Origin of the sequence: Saliniramus fredricksonii, from assembly GCF_900094735.1 — a bacterium.
GTDB classification, from domain to species: Bacteria; Pseudomonadota; Alphaproteobacteria; order Rhizobiales; family Beijerinckiaceae; genus Saliniramus; species Saliniramus fredricksonii.
Window position 1 is genome coordinate 255,611 of sequence record NZ_FMBM01000003.1, and the last position, 15,818, is coordinate 271,428.

The 15,818-nt window shown below is 64.1% G+C and carries 16 protein-coding genes; 7 read left to right on the top strand and 9 right to left on the bottom strand.

Annotated features, from left to right (window positions below; genetic code table 11):
• Nucleotides 1-30 precede the first annotated feature (30 nt).
• From GA0071312_RS18495 to GA0071312_RS18510, 4 genes are all read left to right on the top strand, one after another.
• On the top strand, nucleotides 31-939 hold the full coding sequence (locus GA0071312_RS18495; protein ID WP_074446495.1) for a DMT family transporter: 909 nt from the start codon (nucleotides 31-33) through the stop codon (nucleotides 937-939).
• Between the two features lie 85 nt (nucleotides 940-1,024).
• Complete coding sequence (locus GA0071312_RS18500; protein WP_074446496.1) at nucleotides 1,025-2,164, top strand: Mrp/NBP35 family ATP-binding protein; 1,140 nt, start codon at nucleotides 1,025-1,027, stop codon at nucleotides 2,162-2,164.
• A gap of 450 nt (nucleotides 2,165-2,614) precedes the next feature.
• Nucleotides 2,615-3,019 carry a helix-turn-helix domain-containing protein gene (locus tag GA0071312_RS18505; RefSeq protein ID WP_074446497.1) on the top strand — a complete coding sequence of 135 codons (405 nt, stop codon included), beginning with the start codon at nucleotides 2,615-2,617 and terminating at the stop codon, nucleotides 3,017-3,019.
• A gap of 194 nt (nucleotides 3,020-3,213) precedes the next feature.
• Complete coding sequence (locus tag GA0071312_RS18510) at nucleotides 3,214-4,254, top strand: histone deacetylase family protein (RefSeq protein ID WP_074446498.1); 1,041 nt, start codon at nucleotides 3,214-3,216, stop codon at nucleotides 4,252-4,254.
• A 25-nt stretch (nucleotides 4,255-4,279) separates the two neighbouring features.
• Here GA0071312_RS18510 and cutA read toward each other — a convergent pair whose 3' ends face one another.
• Nucleotides 4,280-4,603 carry a divalent-cation tolerance protein CutA gene (gene cutA / locus GA0071312_RS18515; protein ID WP_074446499.1) on the bottom strand — a complete coding sequence of 108 codons (324 nt, stop codon included), beginning with the start codon at nucleotides 4,601-4,603 and terminating at the stop codon, nucleotides 4,280-4,282.
• A 176-nt stretch (nucleotides 4,604-4,779) separates the two neighbouring features.
• On the opposite strand from cutA, the gene GA0071312_RS18520 reads away from it, so the two are divergent.
• The 3 genes from GA0071312_RS18520 to GA0071312_RS18530 are packed head-to-tail and all read left to right on the top strand — an operon-like array spanning nucleotide 4,780 to nucleotide 6,593.
• On the top strand, nucleotides 4,780-5,550 hold the full coding sequence (locus GA0071312_RS18520) for an NAD kinase (RefSeq protein ID WP_074446500.1): 771 nt from the start codon (nucleotides 4,780-4,782) through the stop codon (nucleotides 5,548-5,550).
• A gap of 12 nt (nucleotides 5,551-5,562) precedes the next feature.
• The gene (locus GA0071312_RS18525) at nucleotides 5,563-6,069 is read left to right on the top strand and encodes a response regulator (RefSeq protein WP_074446501.1); all 507 of its coding nucleotides are present in this window, start codon (nucleotides 5,563-5,565) and stop codon (nucleotides 6,067-6,069) included.
• Nucleotides 6,066-6,593, top strand: a complete 528-nt coding sequence (locus tag GA0071312_RS18530; protein ID WP_074446502.1) for a hypothetical protein — start codon at nucleotides 6,066-6,068, stop codon at nucleotides 6,591-6,593. Before GA0071312_RS18525 ends, GA0071312_RS18530 begins: the two co-directional genes overlap by 4 nt.
• A gap of 15 nt (nucleotides 6,594-6,608) precedes the next feature.
• Here GA0071312_RS18530 and GA0071312_RS18535 read toward each other — a convergent pair whose 3' ends face one another.
• The 8 genes from GA0071312_RS18535 to GA0071312_RS18570 all read right to left on the bottom strand — a co-directional run bounded on the left by GA0071312_RS18535 (nucleotide 6,609) and on the right by GA0071312_RS18570 (nucleotide 15,523).
• Nucleotides 6,609-7,700, bottom strand: coding sequence for a metal-dependent hydrolase (locus GA0071312_RS18535; protein ID WP_074446503.1), 1,092 nt, complete (start codon nucleotides 7,698-7,700; stop codon nucleotides 6,609-6,611).
• Nucleotides 7,701-7,735: 35 nt separating this feature from the next.
• The gene (locus GA0071312_RS18540) at nucleotides 7,736-8,935 is read right to left on the bottom strand and encodes a PQQ-dependent sugar dehydrogenase (protein ID WP_238947337.1); all 1,200 of its coding nucleotides are present in this window, start codon (nucleotides 8,933-8,935) and stop codon (nucleotides 7,736-7,738) included.
• 329 nt (nucleotides 8,936-9,264) lie between these two features.
• A complete protein-coding gene (locus GA0071312_RS18545) occupies nucleotides 9,265-10,137 on the bottom strand; it encodes a Brp/Blh family beta-carotene 15,15'-dioxygenase (RefSeq protein ID WP_074446606.1) in 873 nt (290 codons plus the stop codon).
• Nucleotides 10,134-11,237 (bottom strand): lycopene cyclase family protein, encoded by a 1,104-nt coding sequence (locus tag GA0071312_RS18550; protein ID WP_074446504.1) that lies wholly within the window; start codon nucleotides 11,235-11,237, stop codon nucleotides 10,134-10,136. The genes GA0071312_RS18545 and GA0071312_RS18550 overlap by 4 nt, the downstream gene beginning before the upstream one ends.
• Nucleotides 11,230-12,108, bottom strand: coding sequence for a phytoene/squalene synthase family protein (locus GA0071312_RS18555; protein WP_074446505.1), 879 nt, complete (start codon nucleotides 12,106-12,108; stop codon nucleotides 11,230-11,232). Before GA0071312_RS18555 ends, GA0071312_RS18550 begins: the two co-directional genes overlap by 8 nt.
• Entirely contained in the window at nucleotides 12,105-13,610 is a 1,506-nt protein-coding gene (gene crtI, locus GA0071312_RS18560) for a phytoene desaturase family protein (RefSeq protein ID WP_074446506.1), read from the bottom strand. Before crtI ends, GA0071312_RS18555 begins: the two co-directional genes overlap by 4 nt.
• The gene (locus tag GA0071312_RS18565; protein ID WP_131817869.1) at nucleotides 13,600-14,727 is read right to left on the bottom strand and encodes a polyprenyl synthetase family protein; all 1,128 of its coding nucleotides are present in this window, start codon (nucleotides 14,725-14,727) and stop codon (nucleotides 13,600-13,602) included. The genes crtI and GA0071312_RS18565 overlap by 11 nt, the downstream gene beginning before the upstream one ends.
• A complete protein-coding gene (locus GA0071312_RS18570; RefSeq protein ID WP_074446508.1) occupies nucleotides 14,696-15,523 on the bottom strand; it encodes a bacteriorhodopsin-like in 828 nt (275 codons plus the stop codon). The genes GA0071312_RS18565 and GA0071312_RS18570 overlap by 32 nt, the downstream gene beginning before the upstream one ends.
• Nucleotides 15,524-15,818: the final 295 nt, after the last annotated feature.

The window sequence follows — 15,818 nt, forward strand, 5'->3', positions numbered from 1 at the left end:
ACCCGGCGCCGAAAGTCGAGGAAACGGTTGATGACGGGGGCACTGGCGCGGCTGCGGACGGCGCTCGCGACGCCGAGCGCGGCGCTCGGTATCGCGGTGATGCTCTTCGGCATATTTCTCTTCGTCGTCAACGACACGCTCGGCAAATGGCTGGTCGCGACCTACTCTGTCGGCCAGGTGCTGCTGATCCGCTCCGCCGCCGCGCTTCTCATCCTCGTGCCGCTGATCTGGCGCAGCGGCATCGCGCCCCTGTTTCGCGTGGAGCAACCGCGCATGCAGGCGACGCGCGTGGCCTTCTCGACTTTCGAGGTCTTCTGCTTCTACACGGCGGTGATCTATCTGCCGCTCGCCGATGTGATGACCTTCTGGCTCGCCGCGCCGATCTATGTCGCGGCGCTGTCGCCGATCTTCCTCGGCGAGCATGTCGGCTGGCGGCGCTGGAGCGCGATCGTGATCGGTTTCATCGGCGTGATCGTCGCACTCCAGCCCTCGGCCGCGACCCTGACCATGCCGGCCTTCGTCGCCATTGCCGGCAGCTTCGCCTTCGCCTTCATGATGCTCACCGGGCGATCGCTGCGAGCGACACCCGACATCACCCTGGTCTTCTGGCAAACCGTCGGTGCGCTGCTTCTGGGTCTCGCGCTTGCGCCGGTCACCTGGGTGATGCCGGACGGATTCGATTTCGCGCTGCTCGCGCTTCTGGGCGTCGTCGCCATGTTTGCGCATATGTGCATCAACCGGGCGCTGAAACTCGCCGATGCCGCGACGGTCGCGCCGTTTCAATATACGCTGCTGTTCTGGGCGGTGATCTTCGGCTATCTCGTCTTCGGCGATGTCCCGCGTCTCGCCATGCTCACCGGCGCCGCGATCATCGTGGGGGCGGGGCTGTTCATCTTCTTTCGCGGCCGGAAAGTCGCCCAGGACCGGGGCAAGGACTGATATGGTGCGAAAAATCGTACGGTGATCCTTACGGCGGCGGCGATCGGGCGCTAAATCAGAACTGCAACAGACAAGGGAGTCTTCCGTGCCGGTCACCGCTCAGGATATCCGCGAAGCCCTCAAGGCCATACGCCTGCCCGCCGGTGGTCAGAGCCTGCCCGATTCCGGGCGGCTGTCGCAGATCGTGATCGAGGGCGAACGCGTCGCCTTTTCCATCGCCATCGATCAGACGGAAGCGCAGGCCATGGCGTCCGTGCGCGAGGCGGCGCAGCAATGCGTCGAGGCGATGCCCGGGGTGAGCCGCGCGCTGGTCAGCCTGACCGCTGACAGGCCCGCAGGCGAGAGCGGTGACGCGCCGGCGGCGGCCCAACCCCTGCGCGAGCCCGGCAATCGCAAAACCCCCTCTCCCAATGCCCGCGCCCAGAAGATCGAGGGCGTGAAACACGTGGTCGCCGTGGCCTCCGGCAAGGGCGGCGTCGGCAAGTCCACGACCGCCTGCAACATCGCGCTGGGCCTCGCCGCGCTCGGTTTGAGGGTCGGGGTGATGGATGCCGATATCTACGGCCCCTCCATGCCCAAGCTCTTCGGGCTGTCGGGCAAGCCGAAGGCGGGGCCGGACCGGAAGATCGTTCCGCTGGAGAATTACGGCGTCAAGGTCATGTCGATCGGCTTCATGGTCGACGAGGAGACGCCGATGATCTGGCGCGGCCCCATGGTCATGTCGGCGATCACCCAGATGCTGCGTGAGGTGAACTGGGGCGACCTCGACGTGATGATCGTCGACATGCCGCCGGGCACAGGCGATGCGCAACTGACCATGGCCCAGGCCACGCCGTTATCGGGGGCCGTCATCGTCTCGACGCCCCAGGATCTCGCCCTGCTCGATGCGCGACGCGGCGTCGCCATGTTCCAGCGCACCGAAATCCCGGTTCTCGGCATTGTCGAGAACATGGCAACCTATATCTGTCCCAATTGCGGCCATGTGGAGCACATTTTCGGCCATGGCGGCGCGCGCGACGAAGCAGAAAAGCTCGGCGTGCCCTTCCTCGGCGAGGTACCGCTCAACATGGCGATCCGCGAGACCTCCGATGCCGGACGGCCCGTCACCGCATTACAGCCGGATGGTCCGTTTGCGACAGTCTATCGCGGCATTGCCGGGGCGCTTTGGGAAAACCTGGAAAGCGGCGGATTCCGGCGAGAGGCGCCGGCGATCGTTTTCGAGTAACGCGAACCCGAAGTGGTGTTTTCCGCTGGGTTATACGCAATACCCCGTAGCAAACAGCAAGCCGATCGGCTGGAATCCGGCATGGTGACGCACAGGCAAAGATGGTGATTCGTGCTGACACCTCTCAACTTCGCACTGTGGGACGAGATGATAGCGCATCGAAACATGTGTAATATTGCACATGCAATAGCGGAAAGTCTCTTACCTTTGGTTTCAATTTGTGGCTTCTTTACCTTTGTGAATATGGCCGAATGTCTGGTATCCGACTGAACTAGAAGGAAAATTTCGCTTTCAAGAAGAGTTTCGCAGTTGCTGACGGCGCAAAGGTAGAAAGGTCTGCCAATCCAGCGTTTCCACACATTGCTTCAAAATGTATGCATGGAGCATTTACATTCGAGAGTTTCAGGCTTATGTATACAACACCACTCTCAACCAGAAGATGATGCAATCATGACAACGCGTTGCCCCACAGATATCGACCGTTTCGTCGGACAACGGGTGCGTCTTGCACGGCGGATCGCCAAGATGAGCCAACAGAAGCTCGGCGAGATGATCGGCGTGACGTACCAGCAGATTCAGAAATATGAGAACGGCACGGACCGCATCGGCGCAGGCCGTCTGCACCAGGTTTCGCTCTCGACCGACCAGCCGATCGAATTCTTCTTCAGCTTCTCCGACGATGTCGAACCCCGCGAAACCGGGCGTCAGGACATTCTCGCCGATGACGGCGTGCAGCGCCTGATCGTTTCGGCCTCCAAGATCAAGTCACGCAAGTTGCTCGACAATCTGGCCCAGATTGCCGAGACCTTCGCGAGCACGGAATCCGCCGAGGCCATGTCGAAGCGGGCTGACTGAACGACGATGCCCACCGCTTCGTGCAAGCCGGAGTGCCGCCTGACGGTGTTACCCCGGCAATGGTGCGAAAATACCGATTGATCGCCGGGCCCTGCCCGGCGATCTTTTTTTGGCTGCTCGCCGATAGCGTCGACCTGCCAGGAAAGCGTTCTGCCAGGAAGGCGTTCTGCCAAGAGAAACGGTGTCGAAAAACCATGCGCGTCTTCCACAGCCCTGCCTCCGCCCGCCATGATCCCGACCGGTATTTCCGCCGCGGCAGCATCGTCACCCATCCCGAACAGGCCGACCGCTATGCGATCCTGCGAGAGGCGGTCGGCAGAGCGCACGATGTATCCGAGCCCGGTGATCATGGCCTCGAGCCAATACTCTGCGTGCATGATGCGGGTTACATCACCTTTCTGCGCGAAACCTGGGACCGGCGTCACGAATTGCCAGGCGTCGCAGACGAGGTGCTCTCGGGCCATTTCTCGCGCCCGCACATGCACAGGCGCCCCGATGGGCTGCTGGGGCTGCTGGGTTACCATACGGCCGACACCTCGACCCCGATCCGCGCAGGGACATGGGCTGCGATCCATGCGGGCGCACAGGTCGCCGTCGAAACAGCCGATGCCGCGCTCGAAGACGGCGTCGCCTATGCCCTGTGCCGCCCGCCGGGACACCATGCCTATGCCGATTCCGCAGGCGGCTTCTGTTTTCTCAACAATTCCGGCATCGCCGCGCGCCGCATGCAGGCGCGGATGAGCGTCCGCACGGGGCGTCCGGCCAGGGTCGCGATCCTCGATATCGATGTGCATCACGGCAACGGCACGCAGGGAATCTTCTACGAAGCCGCCGATGTGCTCACGATCTCGATCCATGCCGACCCGGCAAACTACTTCCCGTATTACGCGGGTTACGCAGAGGAAACCGGCACCGGCGCCGGGATTGGATACAACGTCAATCTCCCCCTCCCGCACGGCGAGGGTGACGCATCCTTTCACGGCGCGATCGAAAAGGGGCTCGCCCGTATTGCAGAATACGCACCCGATGCCCTCGTCGTGGCTCTGGGGCTCGATGCGTCCGAGCACGATCCCATCGGTGCGCTCAGGGTGACAACGCCGGGCTTCGAACGCGCAGCCGGGCTGATCGCTTCAGCCGGCCTGCCGACGGCACTCGTCCAGGAGGGCGGCTATCTCTGCGATGCGCTGCCCGACAATCTCGCCGCCTTCCTCAGTGGTTTCGAGGGCAGCCGCTGATACCGGATCGCGTCGCAGGAATGGCTTAAGTGGCCCCGGTTTCGGCCATCAGCCAGGCCCGGGTCGCTGCATCCGCCGTCGTGACGTCGATACGGAAGAAGACGGGCGTGTCATAGGGGTGCGCGTCCCGGATGCGCGCCTCAACCGCATCGGCCAAAGCCGCGCGCGTCTTGACGATGGCGGCGACTTCCGTGTCCTCGGCAACGGCGCCGTCATGGCGATAGAGCGCATGCATGCCCGGCAGCAGATTGAGGCAGGCACACAGCTTTTCCGCGACGAGCAGCCCCGCAATGCGCCGGGCTGTCTGCACATCCGGAAAGGTGGTGTAGACGAAAAGCGGCTGATCCATATGATGCCTCTTGCGAATCGCCGGCCCGAGGCGTCGGGCCTGATTGGTGCATGACGCAGCCGCAGAGGCTGCGCGACGATGAAAACAGGGCTCCCGACCGGGGGCAAGCCCGCCGGGGCGGACCGGGACCGGAAAGCGCCGGACCTTGCCCGGGCCGGGCGCGACGGGGGGACAGGATGCAGCGCGACGCCACCATCGCCTTCGTGGCGAGCTCCGCGAAGGAAGCCCGGCTGGCGCATGCACGCCTGAGCGCGCGCTATGCGCATGTGGCACCAGAGGAGGCCGATATCATCGTCGCCCTGGGCGGCGACGGGCTGATGCTGCAGACGCTCCACCAGTTCATGGGCACGGCCAAGCCGATCTACGGCATGAATCGTGGCTCGGTCGGCTTCCTGATGAACGATTTCAGCGAGGATGATCTGATGGAGCGCCTTGCCGCCGCCGAGCGCTCCGTGGTGCATCCGCTTTTGCTGAACGTGCGCGACATCCAGGGCGAGACGCATACGGCACGCGCCATCAACGAGGTCTCGATGCTGCGCGAGACCCACCAGGCGGCCAAGCTCGCCATCTCGATCGACGGCAAGGAGCGGCTCGGCGAACTGGTCGCGGACGGCCTGCTCGTCGCCACGCCGGCGGGCTCGACCGCCTACAATCTCTCCGTCGGCGGGCCGATCCTGCCGCTGAACGCGCCGCTGCTCACATTGATGCCGATTTCCGCCTTTCGCCCGCGGCGCTGGCGCGGCGCGCTCCTGCCCAATTACGCGAAGGTCGCCGTCGAGATCATCGAACCGCGTCACCGCGCCGTCGCGGCGGTCGCCGACCACACGGAGTTTCGCGACGTCACGCATGTGGAAATCTCGATGGATCGCTCCCTCGATCTGGTCATGCTGCACGATCCCGGACACTCTCTGGACGAGCGGATCCTGCGTGAGCAGTTCGGGGTCTGACGGGAGCACGGCATGCGCCTTGAATTCGATCGTCTCTCGATTCTCGTCGCCGAGGACAATGCCTATATGCGCGCCGCCCTCGTGGCGATGCTGGAAGCGTTCGGCACGCAGGCGATCCATCAGGCGACGGATGGCGAGACCGCGCTCGCCCTGTTCCATGAAGAGTGCCCCGACATCGTCCTGCTCGACTGGGAGATGCCCGCACCCGACGGGCTGGCCGTGGCGCGCCGGATGCGCGATCGTGAATCGAGCCCCGACCCCTTCGTGCCGATCCTGATGATCTCAGCGCATGCCGAGCGGGCGCGGGTGCTGGCGGCGCGCGATGCGGGGGTGAACGATTATCTCGTCAAGCCGGTGACGCCGCGCGTGCTCTACGACAAGCTGCTCGGCCTCGCGGTCGATCAGCGGCCCTTCGTGGCGGCACCGGGCTATTTCGGCCCGCAGCGCCCCGATCCGCAGGCGCGGCGCACGCGCGAAGACGATGACGGCATGACCGGTCATCCGGGGGATCAGGCATGAAGATCATTCCCGCGCCACGCAAACCCGGCGATCAGGCCGAGACGGTCGAGACGGTCGAGATCGTGGCCAATCCCAACCGCCTCGCGCGCAAGGCGCTGGTGATGGACAGCGATTACGACCGTGCCGCCACGCCCGCCATCAGCCGGGCGGAGCGCGCCCTCGAACAGGTGCGCCGTCAGCATCGCGCGCAGCTGCCGGCTTTTCTTGATCGGCTCACCGAGCATCACGCCGCGTGGCGCGCCAGACCGCGGGCTCAGGCGCGTGAACGCCTGCTGCGCGCTGCCCATGATCTGCGCGGTTGCGCCGCTGATCTCGGCCAGCCGCTGATCGGGCGTATCGCCGGCTCGCTGTCACGCCTGATCGGCTTCGTCGCGAAACCGCCCGCCGCGCTCCTTGATGCCCATATCGCCGCCCTGCGCGCCGCCGCTCGCCCCGAAGCGGTCGCGGAGGATCCCGTGGCACAGGCCGTGGCACAGGAACTGGAGGACAAGGTCGCACAGGCAATCGCGCGCGAGCCCGGCTGAGGCCGCTCCGCGCACTCAGAACACGTCGTTAGCCTGCCCCGCCTTGGCCTGGAAGAGGGCGCGCAGCACATGCGCATTCGCTTCCGAGCGCTGCATGAAGCGCAGGCCCTCACCGGCAATGACGAGCCCGTCCGCGCTTTCCGAGAGCGGCCATTCCACGCCCCACATTCCGCGCAGGGCCGCGCCCGGTGAGGCGTAGCGCATGTCGCCGATGCGCAGATAGAGATCACCCTGCGCGCCTTCCACGATATGCGGGTGGATGAGGCCACGCGCGAAGCGGCGATAGATCGCCCCTTCCGGGGTGGCGAGCGCGGCATCGACCAGCGCTTCGGCCCGTGGCTCGCGCGCGATACGGGTCCAGTTGATGGCGCGCGGGTTGAGCGTCGAGACGTAGCCGACATGCAGGCTGTCGGACTCGCGCGTCACGATCCGGCGCAGCCAGGGCGAGAACATGGTCGTCGTCACCTCGTAATCAGTGACGATGCGTTCCTGCGCGCCGGGATCGGCGAAGACCAGATCGCGGGCGCGCTCGTTCTGGGCCAGCGCGAGCAGGAGATAGCCGGTGGAAAGCACCAGCGCGCCGAGCGTCATGCCGCGCGCCTGCGGGCGCGACCAGCCTCGTCGCCAGGCGATGAACAGCCCGGCCAGCAGGATCAGCGTATAGACGGGATCGATCACCGGCACGGCGGGCAGGCCGAATTGCCGGTCACTGAAGGGGGCAAAGAGCTGGGTGCCGTAAACGGTTGAAAAGTCGTTGAGCACATGGATGACGAGGACGAGGATTGCAAGCAGCACCCATGTCTTCGTCACGCTGCGCGCATCATCATCCGCGAGGACGCGCCCGCGCCGGGCCCGCACCGCGCGATGGATGCGCGAAGCGCCATAGCCGATCAGACCGCCGATGACGGGTGCGAAGAACAGCGAATGCGTGAGCCCGCGATGTACCGTATAGAATTCCACCGCCCGCTCCGGCAGCGGCCAGAAGATGTCGAGATCAGGCAGGATGGCAATCGCCGCGCCCGCAACGGGAGCGACCCAGCCGAGCCGGCGACCGCCGATGAAATGGCCGACAGCGGCGCCGAGCGCCATATGGGTAACGGGATCCATGATGTCTCGCGGTCGGGACGCGTTGTCCCGTGTCGTCAGGGGGCTGGCACGAGACGCAGGATACGCCCGTTTTCAGCATCGGTCAGGAGATAAAGTGCCCCGTCGGGCCCGTTGCGCACATCGCGAATGCGTTCGCCGAGCCCGCCCAGCATCCGCTCCTCCGCGATCACGGCATCGCCGGCGAATGTCAGGCGCGACAGGAGCCGCCCGGCAAGCGCGCCGACGAAGAGATCGCCCCGCCATTGCGGAAAGGCATCACCCTCATAGAACGCCATGCCCGAGGGCGCGATCGAGGGGTCCCAGTAGAAGACCGGCTGCGTCATCCCCTCTTCATGTGTGCCCAGACCGATCGGCGCGCCGGAATAATGCACCCCGTAAGCAATGACCGGCCAGCCGTAATTCAGCCCCGGTTCGATCAGATTGATCTCGTCGCCCCCGCGTGCACCGTGTTCATGGGCCCAGAGCTGCTCCGTTCCGGGACGCATGGCGGCGCCCTGGACGTTACGATGTCCGATCGACCAGATTTCCGGCGCCCAGCCCGGCATGCTTTCATGCGGATTGCCGGCCGGGATCGAACCGTCGGGATTGATGCGCATGATCGCGCCGATATGGTTGGCCGGCTCCTGCGATTCGTCGGAATGGGAGCCGCGATCGCCGGCGGTGATGAACAGCGTCCCGTCGGGATGGAAGACGAGCCGCGAACCGAAATGACGCCCGCCGGATAAAGCCGGCATCTGACGGAAGATCACCTGCGGTGTCGCGAAAGCCTCGGCCTCCCGGTCCAGCGCCGCCCGCGCGACACTCAGCCCGATGCCGCCACCGCGCTCCTCCGCATAAGCCATGTAGACGCGGCGGTTTTCCGCGAAATCCGGGTCGAGGGCGATGTCGAGCATACCGCCCTGGTTGATGTCGGCGACCGGCGGCGTGCCGGCGAGCGGATCCGAGACGCGCCCATCGGGCGTGACGAGACGGACCGTGCCGGCGCGCTCGGTGACGAGCATGGCGCCATCGGGGAGGAAGGCGAGGCTCCAGGGGTGCCTGAGACCCGAGGCCACGGTCTCGACGAGAAGTTCGTAGTCCTGCGTGGCGACACGCTCGGGCGCCGGATTGGCCTGTGCCTGGGCGCTCCCGGTCAAGGCCGGCCCCGCCAGGGCAGCGATCCCGGCGAACGACAGGGCCAGCGCAACCTTGCGCATGCGCCGATATTGCAGAAATCGCAACGTCACATCCGCCATCGTATCATCTCCGATTCCTACACGCCGCCGCTTGATGATCATCAAACGGCACGCTTGTCGAGCGAGGTACCGTTTCGCAGCCAGGTGTCAAGATCGGGAGCGGGGAAAGGGTGGGAGTGCGAGGCTGAACAGTTGATTGGTCAGCCCTGCATCTGTCTGACGCGAAAGCGTTACCCACATCCATGTCAACCGGAGCCGCCGACAGAGCGCCGGCTTTCTTCAAGGCAGGCAAAGCTGCCATCCTCACATTCGAACACCGACCATGACATCTGCACCGGTTTCATTGCGAGCAACCGGCCTGGCACCCGATAGGCATCCTTGCTGCCGGATCACGCGGAAAGCCTGCGATGCCGAAAGCGTTCGACAAGGAGCATATGGGGCACTGTCAGTGCCGCCAGACCGATAAACACGACACGCAGCACAGAGCTTTCGAGATCAACCCCGTCAACATGCAGGAACAGCCCCAATGCGATGCTCGCGCCGAGCAGGGATACGACCATGATACCCGCCGCCGCGCGCAAGGCAGCCTTGCGTTCCGGCAATGCCTGCAGCGTATCACGCATGTGTCGCAGCGAGTGAAGCAGACAGAAATAGGCGATAAAGTAGAGGAGTGGCGGCAGGATTGCCGCCCCGATCCAGATTCCGACAAGTTCGAGCAGCGCTTCGCGCGCGTGCCGCGACATCTGCAGGAGCGCAATCAGGCCAAGGCTTGCGCCGATCAGTCCGGCCACGGCGATGGCATATGCTATCGGCTCGGCCCAGACTCCATGGCTCAGCACGGAAAAGATCGACACGACATCCGTGACATGAAACAGCGCCGGAGCTCCGATGACCGATAACCCGCCCGCAATACGCAAGAGCAGCCCGTCCATCTCCCAGTCGCCCGAGAAATGCAATGCAGAATAGGCCAGAAAGGCGATCAGGGCCAGTCCGGGGGCAAGCCACCACAAGGCCGCGACTGCGCCGGCAATGCCGATATAGGCGCCATAAAACAGCATGTGATCAGCCGCACCGGTCAGCGGCCACAGCACGCGTGCCATTGGCAGATCCAGCGCGCCGTGCGGCAGCCCGAGCAGCGCGACCGCCGGCGCAAGCAGGAGTGCCTGCGTCAGGGGGCCGGGCGCAAAGACCATGTCGAGCGCCGCCAGCACGAGCAGGCCCGCGAGAAATATCCCGCTCTGGACAGGCCGGTCCAGGGTCATGTCAGGCCCGATGCGGCGCGCAGGAACGGCATGGAGGGCAGCGCCCACATCACCGAAAGACGATCATCGCTGCGGGTCGATCCCGACAGAAAGCGCTCGAGCCGATCGGCCGGCGTGTTGCGAAACAGGGCCTCGAACAGGGCCGGCCCGCGTTCCGGCGCAGCCGCGAGAACCCGCAGGAAGACCCGGTCCATGAAGCGGCTGACGGCACTGTCTTGTGGTATACGCGGATTCTCCCCGCGCAGAAGCTGACCCGCGACATGATCCGCATGCATCTGGATGCGCTGAAACGCATATCCCGTCGATGGGCGCGCCGCTCCTCCCGCAAGGCCGATATGGCAAATGCCGGGAACCTCAGGTGCCCGATAGCCGACCTCCATGGGAAGGGCGCCGGCCTCTTCGCGAACCAGATCATGGTCACAAGCGCCCAGAGCGACGATTTCCGCGTCCAGCCAGGCGCGCATATCCGCTCGCTCCGGAGGCTGGGGGGCGAAGGACGTCACCTCTATCAGGGCACGATCTCGGGCAAAGGGCAGAATGTAGAGGAAATCGATACCCGTGCTGTAGCCGCGCCTGAAATGCATCAACGGCACGGTATCGGCATCGAAGATTGCCTGCGCTGTGACGATTTCGCGCCCCACGAAGAACTGGCCGTAGGCGGGGCGGCGCGTGGGCGGTCGGGCATCGCATACATGGCGGGCACTGAAACCGCCATCCGATGTCTCGATCCACATGCCGTCACCCTTCGGCCTGACCGATCCCGCCGTCGATCCAGGCGCGATGCTCCCGCTGCGCGCATCGTCGATCAGATCAAGGGCCCGATCGTAGAAGGCGCCGGAGGCGACGGATTGGTAGGGGAACCGGCGCGAGCCCCGCAGGACGGCCCCACCCGGCCCGGATACCGTCCATCGCGTCCAGCTGGCGCGCACGCAATCCTCGAACGGATCGGGGCCCGTGCGCCAGAATGACCATGTCCGGTCATCGTCGTATCGGCGGCGTGGCTCGATGACGCGGAAGGAAAGTCTCGTCGGCGCAAGTCTCGCGGCCAGGCTCAGCCCCGCGCATCCGCCGCCGAGAATGGCCACGTCGACATCAGGCATGCACGTCTCCCGCGCGCGCGGATCCCGTTCCCGCCGCGCCCTGCCGGGCAAGCGCGAGAACCGCGCCGCATGCCAGTCGCAGCTTGCGCGGCCCGTTGACATAGACACGTCCGGTCAGGGGGTCGTGGTCACGTTCACGCAGCTCCGCACCGATGCCGCGATAAATGGCGGAAGATGCCGCTACGGCAAGGCGGAGGCGCAGGGGAAGGGCCCCGAGCCCGGCGCGCCCCGAGGCATAGAGGTATTCCGCGCGGTGCAGGAGCGTGGCGACTGCGGCGCGGATATCGGCGCGAATGCGTGGCGTGGGATCTGCAATGTCTTCCGGCTGCCAGCGACAGAGCGCAGCCGGCAGATATCGCCGCCCGGCGCGGGCGTCCTCGGCCACATCCCGGCAGATATTGGTCAGCTGCATGGCCTTGCCGAGATCCGCTGCGGCGCCGTGAAAACGTTTTTCGACGTCGAAAAGATCGGCGATCATGATGCCGACCGTGCCTGCAACGGCATGGGTATAGGCATCGAGGGCAGCGTAATCCGCAATCCGGACCGCGCCGATATCACCACGAACGCCATCCACCAGCATGGCGAAAGCATCGAGGCCGCAGGGCCGCCCCGCAAACAGCGCGCGCGCCCTGTCCACGATCGGATCCGCGTCGTGAGCCTCCGAATCGCCGTGACGCAAGGCGAAGCTGATTGCCTCAAGGCGGGCCGCAGCAGCGTCACTTCCGTCTTCATCGGCCAGATCATCGACGAACCGGCAAAGCGCATAGAGTTGTGCGACTCTCGACCGGTCGGCACGGGCCAGAATGCGCGCCGCCGGTGCGAAGCTGCGTGCGTGTCGTGCCATGATCGCTTCTGCCTCGGCGCCGGTCATGCATCCAGCTCCACCTTCGGCAGCAGCTGGTCGAGCACCTTGGCCGATGAGATCACACCCGGAAGCCCGGCACCCGGATGCGTACCGGCGCCGACGAAGTAGAGCCCCTTCACGCCCTCGCCCCGGTTGTGGAAGCGGAAAAAGGCGGATTGGGTAAAATCTGGTGAAAGCGAGAATCCGGCCCCGTCGACCGACAGGTAATCGTCGCGAAAATCTTCTGGAGTCATGGCGAATTCGGCGGTGATCGTCTCGGCCAGCCCCGGCAGCATGGTTGCATCCAGCGCCGCGACGATCCGGTCGCGCAGGCGCGGCCCCTCGATGGCCCAATCCTGCCCGCCGGACAGGTTGGGCACCGGGCAGAGCACGTAGAAGCTGTCACATCCTTGCGGTGCAAAAGAAGGGTCTGTCGCCGTGGGACGATGGACGTAGAGGGAAAAATCCTCCGCCAGGTGCTTGTGGTGGAAGATGTCGGCCAAGAGCTCCCGATAGCGTTCGCCGAACCAGACGGTGTGGTGCGCGACATCCGGCCAGGTTTTGCGGGCACCGAAATACAACACGTAGAGCCCCATCGACAGGCGCGCTGTCTTCTGACGCAGCCGCGCCACTTTGGACTGCACATGCGTGGGCAGCATTTTCCGATAGACATGCATCGGATCCATGTTGGAGACGACGATATCCGCAGGCAGGTGGCGACCGTCATCCAGATCGACACCCGTGGCCTGGTTGCCGTTCAGGCTGATCCGCTCGACCGTGGTCCCCAACGATATCGCGATGCCCTGTTCGATCATGAGCCGGTGCAGCGCATCGATGAGGGCACCGGTGCCGCCCATGGCGAACCAGACACCATGTTCGCGTTCGAGATAGTTGATCATCCCGTAGATCGCGGTCGTATCGAACGGGTTGCCGCCGACCAGAAGAGGCTGGATCGAGAACGCGCGCCGTATCCGGTCATCCTTGAGGTGGCGCGAAACCATCTGCCAGACGCTCTCATAGCCCCGCAGCCGGATCAGCTCCGGTATCTGCCGCGCCATGAATGCCGGCGAATGAAAGGGCGCGGAGGCGAGTTTCGTAAAGCCGACATCATAAATCCGCTTTGACCAGGCACCCATGCGCCGATAGCCCTCGACGTCATCCGGTGACAACCGCGCGATCTCGGCCTCGGTACGCGCCTCGGTCGGCCCGTAATCGAAGGTTTCGCCGTCAGGATACCAGAAACGATACCACGGGTCGGGCTGGACCAGCGTGACGTAATCGCCGATATCCTTGCCGAACAGGCCAAAAAGCTCTTCGAAGAGCCCAGGCGCCGTCAGGACCGTCGGCCCGGCATCATGGCGGAAGCCGTCCTTCTCGAAGACCTGTGCGCGACCACCGAGCCGCGGGCAGCGATCAATGAGATGCACGGAATAACCCAGCGCGCGCAAGCGCAACGCCGCGGAAATCCCTCCGAAACCGGCGCCGGCCACGATGGCATGCGCAGTGGAGAAGCGCGTTTCATGTCGCATGATCGGCCTCCATGACGCGCATCCCGGCAAGGCCGGTTTCGACGCGATCCGCCAGCGCCGCGAGCGGGAGGCCTGCCCTTCGGGGAACGGTCCGGGCTGCATCGCGTGAAGCAGCGAGTTGGGCACGCGCATACGCGGCCGCCCTCGCCCGCGCGCTGCTCACAGAATGACCAGCATTGATCGAGGTCGCGACGATGTTTGTCGTTCCCGCCAGCCTGTCCCCTTCCAGATCGGACAGATCATCCGCGATCTGATAGCCTGATGCCAGGAGCGTGGCAGCGCGCATGACGTGGCGGTCGTCTTCGATCTCAGCCAGAATCAGGCAAAGCCGCACGGGGAGCGCGATCAACGGCCCCGACTTCGCGCCGGCAATGTCGATGGCGCGCTCGAACGACAAATCCGATGTCGCAGAAAGATCATCGACCTGGCCGGCAATGGTTGCGGCCACGGCCTCGTGCATGACCGCAACAGCGCGGCCCGTGCGCGATGTCGCGGCAGATACGAGTGCGGCATAAGCGGCGGATAACAGCAAATCCCCCGCGCATAATGCCGAAGCGGCGCCGAAGCGGGCCCAGAGCGCAGGTTGCCCGCGACGCGTGGTGTCCCCATCCTGCAAGTCATCATGCACAAGCGAAGCATTGTGGAGCAGTTCCGACGCAGCAGCAACGGCGATGTTCGTGGCTTCCGGCAGGCCCAGAATGCGGGCGGTGTCGAGGGCGAGGCGCGCGCGCACCCTGTTCCCTCCTGCATCCAGGTGACGACATGCATGCGATGCAGCGGTTCCGTGACCCAGCATCTCCCGCATCCTGATCTCGACCGACGGCATCACGTCGACAGCGAAACTGTTATCGTGTTTCATTTCGTGCCTTCCACCCGCGAGAGAAAAAACAGATGTTTTCTTGTTGTAAAATATCTCCGGAATGAAAACCGTTTCGCTGAATCTGGCCGGCATGACGATTTTCAACGCATGATGACTTTGGATGAACGAGACACATTTTCGGCAAAATTCTGTTCTGGCGTTGACGTCTTGTCGAAGCCCGGATGAAATATCGCTCGCCAGACTGGTCTGGCGAGCGATGCAGGCCTTATTTCGCTGTTTTGGCGGATCCGCCGGCACTGCTCGGTTCTTTGGCAGTTCCGGTGCCCGGGACAGCAACCCTTTCGCCGGTCTCGTTTTCCGATTTGCGGATCGCGATTGCCAGGATCAGAAGCCCGAATACGGCTTTCGCCACGATATCGGCAATGGTGTAACCGACCTCGACAGCCACGATTGCTGCGCCCCCGGTGAGACCGATGAGCGGGAAAAGGAAGACGATCGGGTAGAACAACCACGACACAACAACAAGATAGGCGGCCCCGTTGATGAGCCCGCGAACGTTCTCAGGCTGCTTGTCAATCGAGCCACGAAGGCCGATCACCAGCTGATAGACGATGTAGAGGAACGGGATCATCGACAGGACCCAGAAGGTGAACCTCACGCCTGCCGTATCCGCCACTTCGCCGGGATATCCGAGGATGATCATCAAGGCCGCTGCACCACCGAGCCACACGCTCTTGGAGATGGTCTCGCCGCGCGCGAGCTTCATGACGAGGATGAGTTCAACGAGAAGAAGCGGGACAGTCAGCAACCAGTCGACGTAGCGATACGCCTGGTTGAATGGCGATCCGGTGGTTTCAATCGTGTCCACGGTAACGGAAAATGCTGATTGCCATGACAGCATGATCTGGAGGTAGTGATACCCGGCAATGGCCGTTACGAGGCCTGAAATTGTTATCGCCATTCTGTAATTGGGCGTAACAAGACCCCGGGAAAACCAGAGAAACAAAGTCGTTGCGGCCATTACGGCCAAACCGAACGAGAATGCGTTCTGGACAAATTCATATTGCCCGATCGTGAGTGATTCCAGTTCCATTGGATACCCTCCCAGAGGTTCTTCCATACAGCCTTGCTTGCATGGAGCTTGGTCAAAGCAACTGGCGAGAATTGCTCGAATGCGCCCGCGACCCATGCCGCGCGGCATCCGATCAACTGTGGCACGTTCTAAAAATTGCCATAATGTGCGACGGTTTGGCACAGATGTTCCGGAAACGAGGCCTGCGACGAAATGTTGCTGCGCGCATTTGTAACTGCGTCGCGCCATTCATTTGCGACGGGCGCGCGCACCGCGCCATTCCGGGCCGCCGGCTCTTGCATCAACGCCGCCGGCT